The 18,857-nt window shown below is 60.1% G+C and carries 15 protein-coding genes; 10 read left to right on the forward strand and 5 right to left on the reverse strand.

All coding sequences use genetic code 11. The annotated features are described in order from the left end of the window. Positions 1 to 90 precede the first annotated feature (90 nt). The 4 genes from EI969_RS17175 (at position 91) to EI969_RS17190 (ending at position 4,187) form a co-directional block, all read left to right on the forward strand. Positions 91 to 327: a DUF1653 domain-containing protein gene (locus EI969_RS17175; protein ID WP_007986363.1), complete on the forward strand. Its 237-nt coding sequence runs from the start codon at positions 91 to 93 to the stop codon at positions 325 to 327. A 114-nt stretch (positions 328 to 441) separates the two neighbouring features. Beyond that, on the forward strand, positions 442 to 3,069 hold the full coding sequence (gene topA, locus EI969_RS17180) for a type I DNA topoisomerase (protein ID WP_160388837.1): 2,628 nt from the start codon (positions 442 to 444) through the stop codon (positions 3,067 to 3,069). Between the two features lie 265 nt (positions 3,070 to 3,334). After that, the gene (locus EI969_RS17185; protein ID WP_160388838.1) at positions 3,335 to 3,859 is read left to right on the forward strand and encodes a DUF6586 family protein; all 525 of its coding nucleotides are present in this window, start codon (positions 3,335 to 3,337) and stop codon (positions 3,857 to 3,859) included. Positions 3,860 to 3,953: 94 nt separating this feature from the next. Then, a complete protein-coding gene (locus EI969_RS17190; RefSeq protein WP_053161660.1) occupies positions 3,954 to 4,187 on the forward strand; it encodes a hypothetical protein in 234 nt (77 codons plus the stop codon). A gap of 93 nt (positions 4,188 to 4,280) precedes the next feature. On the opposite strand, the gene sulA is transcribed toward EI969_RS17190, so the two are convergent. Together sulA and lexA are read right to left on the reverse strand one after the other, a co-directional pair. Continuing rightward, positions 4,281 to 4,757 carry an SOS-induced cell division inhibitor SulA gene (sulA, locus tag EI969_RS17195; RefSeq protein WP_160388839.1) on the reverse strand — a complete coding sequence of 159 codons (477 nt, stop codon included), beginning with the start codon at positions 4,755 to 4,757 and terminating at the stop codon, positions 4,281 to 4,283. Between the two features lie 10 nt (positions 4,758 to 4,767). Continuing rightward, complete coding sequence (gene lexA, locus EI969_RS17200) at positions 4,768 to 5,376, reverse strand: transcriptional repressor LexA (RefSeq protein ID WP_007974043.1); 609 nt, start codon at positions 5,374 to 5,376, stop codon at positions 4,768 to 4,770. A gap of 229 nt (positions 5,377 to 5,605) precedes the next feature. Between lexA and EI969_RS17205 the strand changes: the two genes are divergently transcribed. The 3 genes from EI969_RS17205 (at position 5,606) to EI969_RS17215 (ending at position 8,232) form a co-directional block, all read left to right on the forward strand. Further along, positions 5,606 to 6,313: a TetR/AcrR family transcriptional regulator gene (locus EI969_RS17205; protein WP_150717101.1), complete on the forward strand. Its 708-nt coding sequence runs from the start codon at positions 5,606 to 5,608 to the stop codon at positions 6,311 to 6,313. 158 nt (positions 6,314 to 6,471) lie between these two features. Then, positions 6,472 to 7,482 (forward strand): beta-N-acetylhexosaminidase, encoded by a 1,011-nt coding sequence (gene nagZ, locus EI969_RS17210; protein ID WP_160388840.1) that lies wholly within the window; start codon positions 6,472 to 6,474, stop codon positions 7,480 to 7,482. A gap of 12 nt (positions 7,483 to 7,494) precedes the next feature. Then, a complete protein-coding gene (locus tag EI969_RS17215) occupies positions 7,495 to 8,232 on the forward strand; it encodes an S-methyl-5'-thioinosine phosphorylase (RefSeq protein ID WP_160388841.1) in 738 nt (245 codons plus the stop codon). A 142-nt stretch (positions 8,233 to 8,374) separates the two neighbouring features. Here EI969_RS17215 and EI969_RS17220 read toward each other — a convergent pair whose 3' ends face one another. Genes EI969_RS17220 through mfd form a run of 3 tightly spaced genes read right to left on the reverse strand, consistent with a single transcriptional unit; the run spans position 8,375 to position 15,110 of the window. Further along, entirely contained in the window at positions 8,375 to 11,068 is a 2,694-nt protein-coding gene (locus EI969_RS17220) for a DEAD/DEAH box helicase (RefSeq protein WP_160388842.1), read from the reverse strand. Between the two features lie 3 nt (positions 11,069 to 11,071). Next, entirely contained in the window at positions 11,072 to 11,650 is a 579-nt protein-coding gene (locus EI969_RS17225; RefSeq protein ID WP_160388843.1) for a CsiV family protein, read from the reverse strand. 10 nt (positions 11,651 to 11,660) lie between these two features. Continuing rightward, the gene (mfd, locus tag EI969_RS17230; protein ID WP_160388844.1) at positions 11,661 to 15,110 is read right to left on the reverse strand and encodes a transcription-repair coupling factor; all 3,450 of its coding nucleotides are present in this window, start codon (positions 15,108 to 15,110) and stop codon (positions 11,661 to 11,663) included. Between the two features lie 363 nt (positions 15,111 to 15,473). Here mfd and EI969_RS17235 point away from each other — a divergent pair, with 363 nt between their 5' ends. The 3 genes from EI969_RS17235 (at position 15,474) to EI969_RS17245 (ending at position 18,777) form a co-directional block, all read left to right on the forward strand. Then, a complete protein-coding gene (locus EI969_RS17235) occupies positions 15,474 to 16,937 on the forward strand; it encodes a glyceraldehyde-3-phosphate dehydrogenase (RefSeq protein ID WP_160388845.1) in 1,464 nt (487 codons plus the stop codon). 300 nt (positions 16,938 to 17,237) lie between these two features. Beyond that, positions 17,238 to 18,350: a polymorphic toxin type 44 domain-containing protein gene (locus EI969_RS17240; RefSeq protein ID WP_371925985.1), complete on the forward strand. Its 1,113-nt coding sequence runs from the start codon at positions 17,238 to 17,240 to the stop codon at positions 18,348 to 18,350. Then, a complete protein-coding gene (locus EI969_RS17245; RefSeq protein ID WP_371925986.1) occupies positions 18,334 to 18,777 on the forward strand; it encodes a hypothetical protein in 444 nt (147 codons plus the stop codon). Before EI969_RS17240 ends, EI969_RS17245 begins: the two co-directional genes overlap by 17 nt. Positions 18,778 to 18,857 lie beyond the last annotated feature (80 nt).

Here is an 18,857-nt window from a genome sequence, read left to right on the forward strand (position 1 = left end):
TGATGGAAGCCGGGGCCAAGTGCCCCGGTTTTTGTTTTTCCGGATTTATTTTTGTTTTTATTTTGAAAGAATTTGAGTGAGGGCCAAAGCATGCCGATACAACCTGGGCTCTACCAACATTACAAAGGTCCGCAGTACCGCGTTTTCAGTGTTGCGCGGCATTCGGAAACCGAAGAAGAAGTGGTCTTCTACCAAGCCCTGTATGGCGATTACGGCTTTTGGGTACGTCCCTTGAGCATGTTCCTGGAGTCCGTCGAGGTTGACGGCGAACAGGTGCCACGCTTTGCTTTGGTGCAGGCCGAAGAAAGCCTTTTTACCAAGCCATAAGCTGAGTTCGCGCAAAACCCTGCGCTTGACCTCACCTTGTTGCCACTATATATAGCGGTGCCGCGTCAGGCGCCAACCGCCTTTCACTTCTCGAATTCAGGAATTTTCCGATCCATGGGCAAATCGCTGGTCATTGTGGAATCCCCGGCTAAGGCCAAGACCATCAACAAGTATTTGGGCAACGAATACGTGGTGAAGTCGAGTATCGGCCATATCCGAGACCTGCCCACCAGCGGTTCGGCTAGCGCCAGCAAAGAGCCAGCCGCCAAGCGCGGCAAGGCTGCTGCGGGCGAAGCGCCGGCCTTGTCGCCGAAAGAAAAGGCGCGCAAGCAGCTGGTCGCGCGCATGGGCGTCGATCCGGACCATGGCTGGAAAGCCAAGTACGAGATCCTCCCGGGCAAGGAAAAGGTCATCGAAGAGCTGCGCCGGCTCGCCAAGGATGCTGACACCATCTATCTCGCAACCGACTTGGACCGCGAGGGGGAAGCCATTGCCTGGCACCTGCGCGAAGCCATCGGTGGTGACGACACCCGCTACAAGCGCGTGGTGTTCAACGAAATCACCAAGAAGGCGATTCAGGAAGCCTTCTCGAAACCCGGCGAGCTGGATATCGACCGTGTCAACGCCCAGCAGGCACGTCGTTTCCTCGACCGAGTCGTGGGCTACATGGTTTCGCCGCTGCTGTGGGCCAAGATCGCTCGCGGTCTGTCCGCCGGCCGTGTGCAGTCGGTTGCCGTGAAGCTGGTGGTCGAGCGCGAACGTGAAATCCGCGCGTTCATCCCGGAAGAGTACTGGGAAGTGCACGCCGACCTCGGCACCGCCAAAGGCGCGACCGTGCGTTTCGACGTGGCCCGCGAGAAAGGCGAAGCCTTCAAGCCGCTCAACGAAACCCAGGCCATGGCCGCGCTGGAGAAGCTCAAGGCTTCCAGCTACAGCATCGTCAAGCGCGAAGACAAACCGACCAGCAGCAAGCCGTCGGCGCCGTTCATCACTTCCACCCTGCAGCAGGCCGCGAGCAACCGCCTGGGCTTCGGTGTGAAGAAAACCATGATGATGGCCCAGCGTCTGTACGAAGCCGGTTACATCACCTACATGCGTACCGACTCCACCAACCTCTCGGTTGATGCTGTGGCGATGGCGCGTACATATATTGAAGGCGAGTTCGGCAAGAAGTACCTGCCGGAAAACCCGAACGTCTACAGCAGCAAGGAAGGCGCACAAGAGGCTCACGAAGCGATTCGTCCGTCCGACGCCAACACCGAGCCAAGCAAGCTGTCGGGCATGGAGCGTGACGCTGAGCGCCTCTACGAGCTGATCTGGCGCCAGTTCCTCGCTTGCCAGATGCTGCCGGCGCAATACCTGTCGACTACCGTCACCGTGGGCGCTGGCGACTTCGAGCTGCGTGCCAAGGGCCGCATCCTCAAGTTCGACGGCTACACCCGTGTCATGCCGCAAATCGCCAAGCCGGGCGACGACGACGTATTGCCGGACATGGCCCAGGGCGACGCGATGAAGCTGATCAAGCTTGATCCGACCCAGCACTTCACCAAGCCGCCGGCGCGTTACTCGGAAGCCAGCCTGGTTAAAGAAATGGAAAAACGCGGCATCGGTCGTCCTTCGACCTACGCGGCAATCATTTCGACCATCCAGGACCGCGGCTATGTGGCGCTGCACAACCGTCGTTTCTATTCGGAAAAGATGGGCGACATCGTCACCGAGCGTCTGTCCGAAAGCTTTTCCAACCTGATGGACTACGGCTTCACCGCCGGCATGGAAGAGCATCTCGATGACGTGGCCCAGGGCGAACGCGACTGGAAAAACGTGCTCGACGAGTTCTACGGCGACTTCAAGAAGAAGCTCGAAGTGGCCGAAAGTCCGGAAAGTGGCATGCGTGCCAACCAGCCGGTGATGACCGACATTCCGTGCACCACTTGCGGCCGTCCGATGCAGATTCGTACCGCGTCGACCGGCGTGTTCCTCGGTTGCTCGGGCTATAGCCTGCCGCCGAAAGAACGCTGCAAGGCCACCGTCAACCTGGTGCCTGGCGACGAAATCGCCGCGGACGACGAGGGCGAGTCGGAGTCGCTGGTACTGCGCGGCAAGCATCGCTGCCCGATCTGCAGCACGGCGATGGATGCCTACCTGCTCGATGAGAAACGCAAGCTGCACATCTGCGGTAACAACCCGGATTGCGATGGCTACGAAATCGAAGAGGGCACCTATCGCATCAAGGGCTATGAAGGTCCGAGCCTGGAATGCGACAAGTGCGGCAGCGAGATGCAGCTCAAGACCGGCCGTTTCGGCAAGTTCTTCGGTTGCACCAATGCCACCTGCAAAAACACCCGCAAACTGCTCAAGAGCGGTGACGCGGCGCCGCCGAAGATGGACCCGGTGAAGATGCCTGAGCTGAAATGCGAAAAGGTTAACGACACCTACATCCTGCGCGACGGTGCATCGGGTCTGTTCCTGGCAGCCAGCCAGTTCCCGAAAAACCGTGAAACCCGTGCTCCGCTGGTGCTGGAAATCATCCCGCACAAGGATGAGATCGATCCGAAGTATCACTTCCTCTGCGAAGCACCGAAGAAAGATCCGGATGGCCTCCCGGCTGTGATTCGTTACAGCCGCAAGACCAAGGAACAGTACGTGCAGACCGAGGTTGACGGTAAGCCGACTGGCTGGAAAGCGTTCTACGACGGTGGCAAGTGGAAAGTCGAAGACAAGCGCCCGGCTGCCAAGGCGTAAAGCGTCGCGGTACTGAAAAGGCCGCATGACAACCCTTTGGGGTTTTCATGCGGCCTTTTTGTTTCTGCTGCTTTTCTGTAGGAGCGAGCCTGCTCGCGAAAAACTCAAAGGCGACACGTTTTTCCAGGATGCACGCGTTATCGTTAACGTTTTTCGCGAGCAGGCTCGCTCCTACAGTATCGGCAGAGGACTTGCGGTTTGCCTGGCTGATCCACGACACTGTCTGACCTGCTAGAAGCCCTTATTCGTTGTGGAGGCTGCCGTCATGGCCCACGAACTCTATACCCGTACCAATCAGAAGATCTATTTCGCCGGCCTGTCACTGGAAGCACTGGCTCGCACTGAAGAGGGTCGGGCGATGAATTCGCTGGCGCTGATCCAGGCGGGACGCGAATCCGCGCTGTTTCACCTGTACGGCGCGCTGTTGGGTCTGTGTCACGAAATCGCCGGCTTCTATCGCCTGCCTCAGGCCAATGCGCCTCGTGCAGAGCTGTTGCTGACTCGCGAAGTGCTGGAAACCATCGCCATTCCGGAAATGGCCGAGCTGGTCGAACTGGCCAATAACCCGGAAACCTGGCTGGCCAGGCTGCTGGCTGCCCATGCTGCGCTGTTTCAGCCGCCACGCGCGCCGCACAAGCCGAAAGGGGACGTGACCCAGCCGCTGATCCAGGCTGTCAATCTGGATGAAGAGGACGCGCCGCAGGAGTTGAGCCGGGAAGAGCTGGAGAGCTGGCGCCAGAACCTGAAAGGATTGGCGATCCGGTTTCGTGAAGGGTTGAACGAGTGCTGACACAAGCGGCCGGGTAATGACATCTGGTCAAGATCCCAAGCGAAGCCCGAGCGATGCCTATATAATCCCCGCCTTTCGTGGAGAACAGTCCTTTATGCCAACGTCCTTTCTAGAAATTGTCGAGTTACCAGACGGCCGTATCGAGCTGCGCAGGGCCGAGGACGAGGGTTCTCTGGTTACTTTGGATTTCTCCGAGGACGCCAAGGCGTTCCTGCAAGGGCAGCACGTGGAAGTCGCCAAGGCGATGTTGAGCGTCGGTGTTCAGATGGCAGGACGCCTGGTTGAAGGCGAATTCGACAAGGACGAGGGGACACGGGTTCTTCATTGATCCCCGTCCGTCGTTTTTCTTGATCTCGCAACACTTCGGCTTCTCTGTCCCTGGAGAAGCCTCGCGCGGTGAAGCTCGCGCCCCTGCTGTCAGTTAACCCAAACGAATATTCAGGCTCTGAGCGTCCCCGGTGCGGGCGGCGCTGATCAGCTGTTGCCGCGATTGGCTGCTCAGCGGGTTGAGCCAGCTGACCACCGTATGGCTGCGCCCCAGGCGCAGGGCTTCGCAAGTGAGCTGCTGGGCACTCTGGGCGCCCCGTGATTGCAGCAACAGGATGCGCTCGCGATTGAGGCCGGCATCTCGCAGCCAGGCTTGAGTCAGGCTGGCAGGTGGCGCGATCAGTGTCAGCCAGCGTGCGTCCTGGTCCTGACTCAATTCCCTGAGGATCGGTGCCAGGAGGCTCAGGCAGTTCCCGGCTGCACCACGCAGTGACAGCTCGCTGAAAACGTCGGGTTCGGCGCTCCAGGGGGACTCGACCACGTCTTTCAGAATCGGCGCCAATGGCTGTGCCATGAACGCTTCGAACAACGGCAGTTGGGTTTGCTGTGGTGATGTCTGTGGAAACTGCATGGTGCCTCCTTTAGCGGCGAATGACGCCGACACTCAAGCCTTCGATCACCAGTTCCTGGTCTTGAAGGTTCACTTCGATAGGGGCGAACTCGGGGTTCTCGGCGATCAGCCAGACTTTGCTGCCGTCACGCTTGAAACGCTTGACGGTCACTTCGTCGCCGATGCGCGCCACCACGATCTGGCCGTTACGCGCCTCGCGGGTGGTGTGGACCGCCAGCAGGTCGCCATCGAAAATGCCGACATCCTTCATGCTCATCCCGTGGACGCGCAGCAGGTAGTCGGCGCGCGGATGGAAGAAGGCAGGGTTGATGTTGCAGGACTCTTCGATATGTTGCTGCGCAAGAATCGGGGCGCCGGCTGCGACCCGGCCAATGATCGGCAGGGTGGAGTCGTCGGCCTTGGCTTCGAAGCCGGGGATGCGGATGCCGCGCGAGGCGCCAGGCGTCATCTCGATGGCACCCTTGCGGGCCAGGGCCTTGAGGTGTTCTTCCGCCGCGTTGGGCGACTTGAAACCCAGTTCCTGAGCGATTTCCGCACGGGTCGGCGGGTAGCCGTTGTCTTCCAGGCAGCGTTTGATGAAGGCCAGAATCTCGGCTTGGCGTGGCGTCAGCTTTAGCATATTGATCGCTCTGTTTTTTTATACAGTGACTGGGATTATATACAGTGGCGCGGTCTTGGCAATGCTCCATTTTTCAGTGGCCGCCGGACGGTCGATCAGTCAGTGGATTGAAGCTTTGCCGTTGTGTGGTTAAATGTCTGACCGACCATTCCCGAAACTAACTGCCAGACTTGACAAGGCACAGGCTGAAACGTATGTTTCAAACAAGTGTTTGTCAGGCGGAGTAGCCATGGCCCAGTCGGAAACCGTTGAACGCATTCTTGATGCAGCCGAGCAGTTGTTCGCGGAAAAAGGTTTCGCTGAAACCTCGTTGCGCCTGATCACCAGCAAGGCCGGTGTCAATCTGGCGGCGGTGAACTATCACTTCGGTTCGAAGAAGGCGTTGATCCAGGCGGTTTTCTCGCGGTTCCTCGGGCCGTTTTGCCTGAGCCTCGATAAAGAGCTGGAGCGGCGTCAGGCCAAGCCTGAAATCAGGCCGACCCTCGAAGAGTTGCTGGAAATCCTCGTCGAGCAGGCCCTGGTGGTGCAACCGCGCAGCGGCAACGACCTGTCGATCTTCATGCGTTTGCTGGGACTGGCGTTCAGTCAGAGCCAGGGGCATTTGCGTCGTTACCTGGAAGACATGTACGGCAAGGTCTTCCGCCGCTACATGATGCTGGTCAACGAAGCGGCACCACGCATTCCACCGATCGAACTGTTCTGGCGCGTGCACTTCATGCTCGGTGCGGCGGCGTTCAGCATGTCCGGTATCAAGGCCTTGCGCGCGATTGCCGAAACCGACTTCGGCGTGAACACCTCGATCGAGCAGGTCATGCGCCTGATGGTGCCGTTCCTGGCCGCCGGCATGCGTGCCGAGTCCGGTGTGACGGATGCGGCCATGGCCACTGCCCAGTTGCGTCCACGCAGCAAATCGACACCGGTTGCCGCCAAGGTTTGACCGCACACGGGTGGGCGCGGCAGCTGACATCCGTTAAGCTAGCCGCCCATGCCGACTCTCGTTCTGAACCCATTCCCCATTGAATTCGCCAATCTGCCGGGCCATGTCCTTGGCGGCGAATGTGTGTGGGCCGGGTTTTCTGTTATGAAGGAATTCTTATGACTGCTGGCTTGCAAGGCTCGTTGATGGTGGATGTCGCCGGTACCTGGCTGACGGCTGAGGATCGCCAATTGTTGCGCCAGCCCGAAGTGGGCGGCCTGATCATCTTTGCCCGCAACATCGAGCATCCGCGTCAAGTGCGCGAGCTGAGTGCGGCCATTCGCGCCATTCGTCCCGATCTGCTGTTGGCGGTGGATCAAGAGGGCGGCCGCGTGCAGCGCCTGCGCCAGGGTTTCGTGCGCTTGCCCGCCATGCGCGCCATTGCCGACAATCCGAACGCCGAATACCTGGCCGAGCAGTGCGGCTGGATCATGGCCACCGAAGTGCTGGCCGTTGGCCTGGACCTGAGCTTTGCCCCGGTGCTGGATCTGGATTACCAGCGCAGCGCCGTTGTCGGCACCCGCTCGTTCGAAGGTGATCCCGAGCGCGCTGCCTTGCTCGCGGGTGCATTCATCCGCGGGATGAACAGCGCAGGCATGGCGGCCACCGGCAAGCACTTCCCTGGCCATGGCTGGGCCGAAGCAGACTCCCACGTCGCGATCCCGAATGATGAGCGCAGCCTCGACGAGATCCGCGCCAACGACCTGGTGCCGTTCACCAAGCTGAGCAAGCAACTGGCCGCGGTCATGCCGGCCCACGTGATTTATCCACAGGTCGATTCCCAGCCTGCAGGTTTTTCCCGTCGCTGGCTGCAGGACATCCTGCGTGGCGAGTTGCAGTTCGATGGCGTGATCTTCAGTGACGACCTGTCGATGGCGGGTGCTCACGTGGTCGGCGATGCCGCCAGTCGTATCGAAGCGGCGCTGACAGCAGGTTGCGACATGGGCCTGGTGTGCAACGACCGTGCGGCCGCCGAACTGGCCCTGAGCGCTGCCCAGCGTCTGAAGGTCAAGCCATCGGCACGGATTGCGCGGATGCGCGGCCAGTCGTTCGCCGGCACCGAATACCGTCAGGACCCACGCTGGCTGGCCGCTGTCGGCGCGCTCAAAGAAGCTCAATTGATTGATTAAGGACTGTTCGTTATGACGGTTTACGCGATTATCGGTGGCACTGGCCTGACTCAGCTCGAAGGCCTGAGCATTCGCCAGTCACTGGCAGTGGACACGCCTTATGGCGCACCTTCGGCCGAGGTTCAGATCGGCGAATATGCCGGCAGGGAAGTGCTGTTCCTGGCGCGCCACGGCCATCCCCATCGTTTTCCGCCGCATCAGGTCAACTACCGCGCCAATCTCTGGGCGTTGAAGCAGGCCGGTGCCGAAGCCATCCTGGCGGTCAACGCCGTGGGCGGCATCCATGCAGCCATGGGCACCGGGCATTTCTGCGTGCCGCATCAGTTGATCGACTACACCAGCGGTCGTGAGCACACCTACTTTGCCGATGATCTGGAACAGGTCACCCATATCGATTTCAGCTACCCCTACAGCGAACCGTTGCGCCAGCAACTGATCGCGGCATTGGCGGCGGAAGGTGTGGGCTACAGCAGCCATGGCGTGTACGCCTGTACTCAAGGGCCGCGCCTGGAGACCGTGGCTGAAATCGCCCGGCTGGAACGCGATGGCTGCGACATCGTCGGCATGACCGGCATGCCGGAGGCCGCCCTGGCCCGTGAGCTGGAACTGGATTACGCCTGCCTGGCGCTGGTGGTGAATCCAGCGGCGGGCAAGTCGACGGCGGTGATCACCATGGCCGAGATCGAGCAGGCTCTGCATGACGGGATGGGCAAGGTGAAATCGACGCTGGCGCGGGTGCTCAAGGGCTGAGTCAGGCTGCAACACCGAGTTGACCCTATCGCGGGCAAGCCACGCTCCCACAGGTTCGGTGTCGATCACAAATTCTGTAATCGACTCAAGACCTGTGGGAGCGTGGCTTGCCCGCGATGCGATTTGTCTGGCTCCACACCTTTCAACGCTTTTCGAGGTTTTCCGGCAGCGGCGCAAACAGCGCCTCGATATCATCGCTCTGCAGTTTCCAGTCCCCGGCCTTGCGCCCATCCAGCACGCCGGCCGCGAGGTCGGATTTTTCCTTTTGCAGGTGCTGGATCTTTTCCTCCACCGTGCCCCGCGCAATCAGTTTGTAGACGAAAACCGGCTTCTCCTGGCCGATGCGATACGCCCGGTCGGTCGCCTGGTTTTCCGTCGCCGGGTTCCACCATGGGTCGTAGTGAATCACCGTGTCCGCTTCGGTCAGGTTCAGGCCAACACCGCCGGCCTTCAAGCTGATCAGAAAGATCTGACGTTTGCCGCTCTGGAATTCCTTCACCGGTGTGCGGCGGTCGCGGGTCTGGCCGGTCAGCAGGGCGTAGGCCACGCCGCGCTTGTTCAGTTCGTCTTCGATCAGCGACAGCATTGAGGTGAACTGCGAGAACAGCAGGATCCGCCGACCTTCCTCGAACAATTCCTCGAGCATTTCCATCAGGCTGTCGAGCTTGCCTGAGGTGCTGCCACGGCTTGGCAGGGTCGCTTCGTTGACCAGACGCAAATCGCAGCACACCTGGCGCAGCTTGAGCAGCGCTTCGAGAATGATGATCTGACTGCGGGCCACGCCTTTGCGGGTGATCTCGTCGCGGACTTTCTTGTCCATGGCCAGGCGCATGGTTTCGTACACGTCGCGTTGCGCTTCGTTGAGCTCGACCCAGTGGATGATCTCGGTTTTCGGCGGCAATTCGGTGGCCACCTGCTCCTTGGTGCGGCGCAACAGAAACGGCTTGATCCGACCGTTGAGGTGCGCAAGCCTGACTTCGCTGGCGCGCTTTTCAATCGGTACGCGGTAATCGCGGTTGAAGCTTTTGACATCGCCCAGCCAGCCCGGCAGGAGGAAGTGAAACAGCGACCACAGTTCACCCAGATGGTTTTCCAGCGGTGTGCCACTCAGGCACAGGCGCTGCCGGGCATTCAGCTCGCGGGCGGCCTGGGCGGCCTTGCTGGTCGGGTTCTTGATGTATTGCGCTTCATCCAGCACCAGTATGTGCAGCGGCTGCGCAGCCAGGCGTTCGACATCCTTGGGCAGCAGGGCGTAGGTGGTCAGGATCAGATCGTAGTCAGCCAGCTTGTCGAAGTGCTTTTTGCGGCCGGCACCGTAGAGCGCCAGCACCTTGAGCTGCGGCGTAAAGTGCGCCGCTTCGTCGAGCCAGTTGGGGATCAGGCTGGTCGGCATCACCACCATGCTAGGTCGATCGAGGCGCCCGGCGTTTTTCTCGCTCAGCACGTGCGCCAGTGTCTGCAGGGTTTTGCCCAGGCCCATGTCGTCCGCAAGAATTCCGCCTACGTCCAGTTGCCGCAGCGACTGCATCCAGCTCAAGCCCTCGAGTTGGTAAGGGCGCAGCGTCGCATTCAGGCCGTCCGGGGCGGCGGCGGTGTAGTCCTTGACGTCGCGCAGGCGCTGGGCAAAGGTGCGGATCTGTTCGCCGCCCTCCCAGAGCAGTGGCATGTCTTCCAGCGGGTTCAGGCGCGTGGCGTCGGCCTTGCTCAGGCGCAAGGTGGTTTCGCCGGGCTCCTGCAGGTAGAACTCGCCAAGGGTGGCCAGCACCGGCTTCAAGCGGCCGAAGGGCAGGGCGACTTGCAGCGGGCCGTGCTCGGAGTTCGGGCGATTGGGGATGTTGACCAGGATCAGCTCGTCGTCGCGGCGTCGGGCCAGGCGTTCCGGGTTGAGGATTTCGGTGTGCGAGCGCATCAGGTTGAGCAGGATCGGCAACAGGCTCAGGCGTTCGCCGTTGACGATGATCCCCAGTTCCAGATCGAACCAGTCGCGCTCCGGTGCCTGTTCAACGGTGGCGTACCAGTCGTCCACTGCGGTCAGGTCGAAGCCGAATTCCTCATCGATCTGCAGTTCCCAGCCCTGGGTGCGCAACTTCGGCAGTTCATTGAGGGTAAAGGTCAGCCAGGCGCTGTCATTGACCATCTCGAACAGTTCGCCGGCACTTTCCGGCAGGGCCTTGCTTTGTCGGGTGGCGACTTTGAAGCCGAGGATTCGCAACTGTTCCCGGTAGGACTGTTCCACTTCCGGGTGACGTTTTATCCGTAGCGTCTGGGTTTCCTGGCGAATCAGGATGTCGGCGTTTTTCTGCCCGGACACGTACTCGTCCAGGTAGCTGAACGACAGCGCCGCACGATGCTGGATATAGCGCTGCATGCGGCCGTTGCGCGGCTCGAATGCGCTGAACTCGATGCTCGCCAGCCACAGGCGCGGGACCGGTTGCACGTTGTCCACGAGCACTTGCGGCGGGGCTTTCGGGCTGCGGTTTTCCAGGACGGCCTGGAGTTTTTCCAGGAGTTCGGCGTCTTTGGCGGCGGCAGGGTAGTCGAGGGTTTCCTGCACTTGCAGGAGCACCGCCGCGCAATGTTTGCAGTTGTTGTGCACCGGGCACGAGCAGGTGGCGTCGACCATCAGCAGGGTGCCCTTGGCTGACTCGCGCAAGCGAATGGTCTGGCGGTAAACGTTACCGCCAGAGCCTTCGCAAGCGGCGACGATGGTAGCGTCGCCGGCCTCGACGATCCTGACGCGATTCTCCAGCGCGTAGCGGCGACCGCGCTCCAGGCTCTGTTCTTTGAATCGGCTGACCCAGGACGGTGCCAGGGGTTTGCTCAGGGTCGCGGACATAGATCAGTCCGGAATTTCTTCGGGAGCTGCTCGGGGTGCGGGAGCGGTCAGCGAGGTGATCTTGATCAGCAGGCCGAGATGGCCGGCGTCGAGGAAGTTCAACTGGCCGTTTTTGGTATGACTGTCGGTCTTCAGGCGTTCGCTGGCGGTGACCAGGCCATCTTCGTTGATCTGGTTCACCCAGAAGTCTGCGTCGACGTCGGTAAAGCGCCCCAACTTCATGCTCAACGTGCCCTCGATAGGGAATTGGCCAAATTGTTCCTTGCCGTCGCTGATCGCGATTCGGGTGGCTTCCTCGCCAAGGTTCTGTTGCCAGGCCTTGTGCAGCAACACTGTGTATTCATTGCTGGCGGTGAGTTTTTCCACCTCGCCATTGAGGCTTGGCGTGCGCAGGCTGTCGGCGCTGACGGGCTGGGCGCCAGCCGCCCAGTCTTCCGGTGCGGCGCGGCTGACAATCGCCGGCACGGCGTTTTGACGGACCAGAATCATTTCGACCTGATACAGGTCATCGGCAAATGCCGTGGGGGCGACCAGCGCTGGCATCAGCAGGGTCAGCAAAGTCAGAGAGCGAAACAGGCGCATGCGGCGTCCTTCAAGCAGTTTTCGGAACGAGGCGCTCGAACAGCGCCTCTACAGTATTAAAGCGCTCTTCCGGGCGCTCCATCGGAACCATGAACTTGAACATCGTGGCGCCTTCGAATTTGTAGCGTTTTGGCTGGCTCTGGATCAGCTTGATCAGGGTCAGCGGGTCGACCGGCGTCTGTGCGGCGAACTCGACGCGACCGCCTTGCGGGCCGCCATCGACTTTCTTGATGCCCAGTTGCTCGGCCTGCAATTTCAGCGCAGTGATGCGGATCAGGTTCTTGGTCGGTTCCGGCAGCAGGCCGAATCGATCGATCATCTCCACCTGCAAATCCTTGAGGCCATCTTCATCGGTGGCCGAGGCGATGCGTTTGTAGAGGATCAGGCGGGCGTGGACATCCGGCAGGTAATCTTCCGGAATCAACGCCGGTACCCGCAAGTTGACTTCCGGGCCGCCGCCGAGCGGTTGATCGAGGTTCGGCTGCTCGCCCTTGCGGATCGACTTCACCGCGCGTTCGAGCATTTCCATGTACAGCGTGAAGCCGACTGCCTGGATCTGCCCGCTCTGGCCGTCGCCGAGCAGTTCGCCGGCGCCACGGATTTCCAGGTCGTTGGTGGCGAGCACGAAGCCCGCGCCGAGGTCCTGGGTATTGGCAATCGCTTCCAGGCGCTTTTCCGCGTCCGGGGTGATTTGCTGGCGTGGCGGCGTCAGCAGGTAGGCGTACGCCTGGTGGTGGCTGCGTCCGACCCGGCCGCGCAACTGGTGCAACTGTGCCAGGCCGAACTTGTCGGCGCGCTCGATGATGATGGTGTTGGCGCTCGGCACGTCGATACCGGTCTCGATGATGGTCGAGGCGATCAGTACGTTGAAGCGCTTGTGATAGAAGTCGCTCATCACCTGTTCGAGATCACGTTCGCGCATCTGCCCGTGACCGATGCCGATCCGTGCTTCCGGCACCAGTTCGGCGAGGTCGGCGGCGCATTTCTCGATGGTTTTCACATCGTTGTGCAGGTAATAGACCTGGCCGCCCCGCAGCAGCTCACGCAGCAAGGCCTCTTTGACCGTGCTCTTGTTCTGTTCCATGACGAAGGTGCGCACCGACAGGCGACGGGCCGGCGGCGTGGCGATGATCGACAGGTCGCGCATGCCCGACACCGCCATGTTCAGCGTGCGCGGAATCGGCGTGGCGGTCAGGGTGAGGATGTCGACTTCGCTGCGCAGTGCCTTGAGCTGTTCTTTCTGGCGCACACCGAAGCGGTGTTCCTCGTCGATGATCACCAGCCCGAGGTTTTTGATCTTCACGTCGTCCTGCAGCAGCTTGTGCGTGCCGATGACGATGTCGATCTTGCCTTCGGCCAGATCGGCGACCGCGGCGTTCACTTCCTTGGCCGACTTGAAGCGGCTCATCACCTCCACGGTCACCGGCCAGTCGGCGAAGCGGTCGCGGAAGCTGTTGTAGTGCTGCTGGGCGAGCAGGGTGGTCGGCACCAGGATCGCCACTTGGCGACCACCGTGAACCGCGATGAACGCGGCGCGCATGGCCACTTCGGTCTTGCCGAAGCCGACGTCGCCGCACACCAGGCGGTCCATCGGCTTGGGCGCGAGCATGTCTTCGCGCACCGCTTCGATGGTGGTTTGCTGGTCCGGGGTTTCTTCGAACGGGAAGCCGGCGCTGAAGGTCGCGTAGTCGGCTTTCGGGTCGGCGAAGGCATAACCTTCGCGGGCGGCGCGGCGGGCATAGATGTCGAGCAGCTCGGCGGCGACGTCGCGCACCTGTTCGGCAGCCTTGCGCTTGGCTTTCTGCCAGGTCTCGGAACCGAGGCGATGCAGCGGGGCCAGGGCATCGTCGCTGCCTGTGTAGCGGGCGATCAGGTGCAGGTTGGCCACCGGCACGTAGAGCTTGGCGTTCTCGGCGTATTCCAGCGTCAGGAATTCAGCGGCCTGACTGTCGATCTCGAGGATCGTCAGGCCGAGGTAGCGGCCGACACCGTGGTCGATATGCACCACCGGCGCGCCTTCGCGCAGCTCGGTGAGGTTCTTGATCACCGCATCGTTGTTGGCATCGGCGCGTTTTTCCCGGCGTCGACGTTGCATCACGCGCTGGCCGAACAACGGGCTTTCGGCAACCAGGGCCAGGGCCGGGTCGTCGAGCTGCAGGCCTTCATCGAGCGGGGCGATGGTGATCGCCAGGCGCTCCTTGCCGGCGACAAAGTCCGGCCAGCTGTCGACGGTTTTCGGCCGCAGCTTCAGGCGTTCCAGCAGTTCCAGCAGTACTTCGCGACGGCCTGCCGATTCGGCGGTAAACAACACGCGGCCGGGGAACTGGTCGAGGAACTCGGCCAGCGCCGCCAGCGGCTGCGTGGCCTTGGCTTCGATGGCCAGGTTCGGCAGCTCCCGAGCGGGGAATCGCTCGCGACCGCTACCGCTTTCCACGTCCTGTTGACTGGCCACCACGCGCGGCCAGTTCTTCAGGCGCGCGAAGCAGTCTTCCACCGGCAGGAACAGTTCGGCGGGCGGCAATAAAGGACGGGACGGGTCGACGCGGCGTTCTTCATAACGATTGCGCACATCGTTCCAGAAGTTTTCCGCCGCCTGTTCGATGCCCGGCAGGGAAAACACTTGCGTGTCCTGGGGCAGGTAATCGAACAGCGTCGAGGTTTCTTCGAAGAACAGCGGCAGGTAGTACTCGATGCCGGCCGGGGTAATCCCGCTGCTCAAGTCCTGGAAGATCGGGCAGCGGCGGAAGTCGACGTCAAAACGCTCGCGGAAGCGTGCCTTGAAACGGGTGACCGCTTCTTTCTGTAGCGGGAACTCCCTGGCCGGCAACAGCTTGACCGAATCGACCTTGTCGATGGAACGCTGGTTCTCCGGATCGAAGGTGCGCAGGGTTTCGATTTCGTCGTCGAACAGATCGATGCGGTATGGAAGCTTGCTGCCCATCGGGAACAGATCGATCAGCGAGCCGCGCACGGTGAATTCGCCGTGTTCATACACCGTATCGACGTAGCGATAACCGGTGGCTTCAAGCCGGGTGCGCATTTGCTCGACGTCGAGTTTCTGGCCGATATCCAGCACCAGGCTGCTGCCGAGCAGGAATTTGGTCGGTGCAAGGCGATGCAGGGCGGTCGTGATCGGCACCACCAGCACGCCATGGCTCAGTTCCGGCAGTCGGTAGAGGCTGGCGATGCGCTGGGAGATGATGTCCTGATGCGGCGAGAACAGGTCGTAGGGCAGGGTTTCCCAGTCGGGAAAGTGCAATACGGGCAAATCCGGGGCGAAGAAGGCCAGCTCCTGTTCCAGCCGTTCGGCACTTTGGCTGTCGGCGGTCAGCAGCAGGGTAAAGCGCTTGGCAGCGCTGGCGGCCTCGGCGATGGCCAGGCTCAGGGCGGCACCGGGCAGGTTGCCCCAGTGCTGTTTACCTGCCGCGGCAGGGAGAAGCGGTAGACGCAGAACGGGCACGGAAGGTTGAGCTCCAAGCGTTGCGACAAAGTCGGTAATTGTAGCGGTCTACGGTGCCGCCTGTCAGTTGCTGACTGCGTCTAAAGCACCGGTTTGGCGAAATGTAGTGGTAAAGACAAAATTAGACGGTTTTTTGCCGGAATTTATTGAATATGTAGTGGCAAAAACAACCAGTGTTACGGAGGGTTACGGATAAGGGGGCGTGACCTCCAAAAAATTGACTGCGCTGAAAGCCCCGGTTTTATTGGGTTTGCGCGAGGCGTAAGTTTTTTGAACGACGAATTGTTACGTAAAGCACGACGGGCGCGCATTGCTACCGCAGTCACTCGGCGGCATAATGTAGCCCCTTTTTTCTGCCCCTACATGTGGAAGGTTCCCGTGACTCAGAAGCCCGACCAGTGTCTTGGTGAATGGATCGACCGTGAAGCACTCGCAGAAGCGATGATTCCGCTTATCGGTCAGCTCTACCGCAATAACAACGTGGTGAGCTCGATCTATGGCCGCAGCCTGATCAATCGTTCAGTCATTGCGATTCTCAAAGCGCACCGCTTTGCCCGTCACCGTCAGTCCGACGAAAGTGAGCTGTCCGTCCACGAAACATTCCCGCTGATCAAGGCGATGAGCGAGCTCAAGCTCGGCGCCGCTTCGGTGGACCTGGGCAAGCTGGCGGCCAAATTCAAGGCCGAAGGCAATGGCCGCAGTGCCGAGCAGTTCGTCCGTGAAGAACTGGCCGACGTGGTTGGCCAGCAGAACGCTTCCGCCCGCAAAGGCACCGACGTTGTCCTGTACGGCTTCGGTCGTATCGGCCGTCTGCTGGCACGCATCCTGATCGAGAAAACCGGTGGTGGCGACGGCCTGCGCCTGCGCGCCATCGTTGTCCGCAAGGGTGCCGAGAACGACCTGGTCAAGCGCGCCAGCCTGCTGCGTCGCGACTCGGTTCACGGTCCGTTCGATGGCACCATCACCATCGATGAAGCCAACAACACCATCACCGCCAACGGCAACCTGATCCAGGTTATCTACGCCAAGAGCCCGGCCGAAGTCGACTACACCCAGTACGGCATCGAAAACGCTCTGATCGTCGACAACACCGGTGTATGGCGTGACGCCGACGGCCTGGGCCAGCACCTGGCCTGCCCGGGCGCTGCCCGCGTGATCCTCACCGCACCTGGCAAGGGCGCGCTGAAGAACATCGTGCATGGCATCAACCATGGCGACATCACCCCTGACGACAAGATCATCTCGGCGGCTTCCTGCACCACCAACGCCATCGTGCCGGTGCTCAAGGCAGTCAACGACAAGTTCGGCATCGTCAACGGCCACGTCGAAACCGTTCACTCGTTCACCAACGACCAGAACCTGATCGACAACTTCCACAAGGGCAGCCGTCGTGGCCGCGCCGCGCCGCTGAACATGGTCATCACCGAGACCGGTGCCGCCACCGCAGCCGCCAAGGCGCTGCCAGTGCTCAAGGGCAAGCTGACCGGCAACGCGATTCGCGTTCCTACGCCGAACGTGTCGATGGCCATCCTGAACCTGAACCTGGAAAAGGCCACCACTCGCGAAGAGATCAACGAGTACCTGCGCCAGATGGCCATGCACTCGGACCTGCACAAGCAGATCGACTACGTGAGCTCCCAGGAAGTGGTTTCCACCGACTTCGTTGGCTCGCGCCACGCTGGCGTCGTGGATGCTGAAGCGACCATCACCCAGGATAACCGCGTTGTTTTGTACGTCTGGTACGACAACGAGTTCGGTTACAGCTGCCAGGTGGTTCGCGTGATGGAAGACATGGCCGGTGTAAACCCGCCAGCATTCCCGCGCTAAGCCTTTAGCTGCACATGAAACGCCCCGGCCTTGGTCGGGGCGTTTTTGTTTGTGCGCCCCGCATGGACGCAATGTCTTGTGGGTGTGCGTGGTTCGACAGGCCGTTCTTCCTGCCGATTGTTATCGGCCCTCTTGTTTTTCTGTCTGAAGAGATCCGCTTTAGAAGCACTCTTGTAGGAAATGGATTTTTTCTTTTGGCGAAATTTCCTGATCGCCCTGTAGGCCCTGCTGTTGGGGGCGCGACGCTGTTAGCGTCCACCGCATTATTGCGGGCGACCGGATGAAAAAGGAGAAACAACAGTGAGCAAGGGTTATTACATTGGCCTGGGCGACAAGACCACCTGTGGCGGTAAGGTCCTGGATGGAGACACCCGGATCATGATGTACGGCATTGCCCATGCCCGTGATGGTGATCGAGTCACCTGTGGCAAGGACGGCGAGACTTACAAAATCGTCGGTGGCATTTCACACATGATCAGTCATGGCAAAGCCATGGCGGGCACGCTGGATAGCCGTAGTGGTTGCCCCTGTAAAGCGCAACTGATTCCCTCGGTGTTCACCGCCAGCTATCGGAATGAAGCCAGTCCTGCACGGCAAACCACCCGTGCCACCGCGTCGCCAACGACTCAAGCGGATAGCGGGTTTGCGATGAAATCCGGGGTGGACGATCCAAGGCTTGCAGAAAAAGTCGCTGCCCCACTCGACAACCTTGATGGAGGCGCAGCCTGTAACCATCCAGACCAAATGGAAGAGCTTGCCGCCTACATCGCCGGCGAGATGAATCGAAACATCAAACATCCGTCTGTATTGAAAATGAAAGAGTTGATCAGCTACGACAGCGATGCGGCTGCCAAGAAGTTTCGGGAACTACCCTGGTACGCCAGACTGGCGGGGCCACCGAACTTCAATACCATCGCATGGACGAAGAAGCTTGAGGCGATGGCGATCTGGACGAAGCAGGTGGGTCAAAATATGGAGTGGGACCATAAGCCGAAACTGGAGGCGATGTACAACGGTGTCGTCCGGCACAAGCAAGGGAAGTACGAGTACTACTACGATATCTGGTCGAACATTCACTATGGGTACGTTGGTATTGCAGGTGGTCTCTCAGAAAGTGTGCTGCTGGATGGAGCAGGAGCTGAACAGATCGCTTCGGACGCCCTGCGTAAGGTGAAGGAGTCGTTAACAAAGCCAATAGAGGAAAGAAAGCGCCTCGGTCCCCGACCTACAGCGAGTCCTTGGACGGAGCTACGATCATGGGATGATGTAGCTGATAGAGTTTCGATCAGCATCGGCACGAAGCTAGCCATCCAGTACCCTAATGGCGGGATAACTGCGCAGATAGTTGTGAATGAAGTGTTGGCAATTGCTCCAGAAAACTGGGGAGATGGAGTCCGTGTCCATTCCTGCTAATAAACCTCGGTCGCGTTACCTTCGGTGGCTATGGATTCTGTTGATACCACTATTGCTGCCATTGGCGGTTCTTCTGCTGATCGCCCTCTGGCAAATTATTGTGCTGCCCGCCGCAACAGTTCATTACTCCAAGAATGGTGAAGACGAATTGCGGTTCATCTGGAATGTACAACACCGGATATACAAAGGTGGTATGCCCCCTGGCAGCAGCACACGCGATCATGGTTTTTTGTTTCCTGATGAGAAGTTTTTCATGGAGATTTCCTGGTGGAGCAAGAACATTCGTGCGCATTGCGTCAAGATAACCCCGACGTGGACCAACACGCATATTTACCTCGATGCCAACGGCGATATTGATCTCAGCGAAGGCAGCGGCACGGATTCGGATCGACTAAAACAATGCGTCACAGATACCGCGACTCCGTGAAAAGACCAACATTTGCAGCCAATACTGTTCAGCTAAGAATTTTGTAGGAGCGAGTTTGTTAGTGATGGAGCAAGAGCGCT

This window comes from Pseudomonas sp. PB101 (assembly GCF_009764265.1).
In the GTDB taxonomy this organism is placed as follows: Bacteria; Pseudomonadota; Gammaproteobacteria; order Pseudomonadales; family Pseudomonadaceae; genus Aquipseudomonas.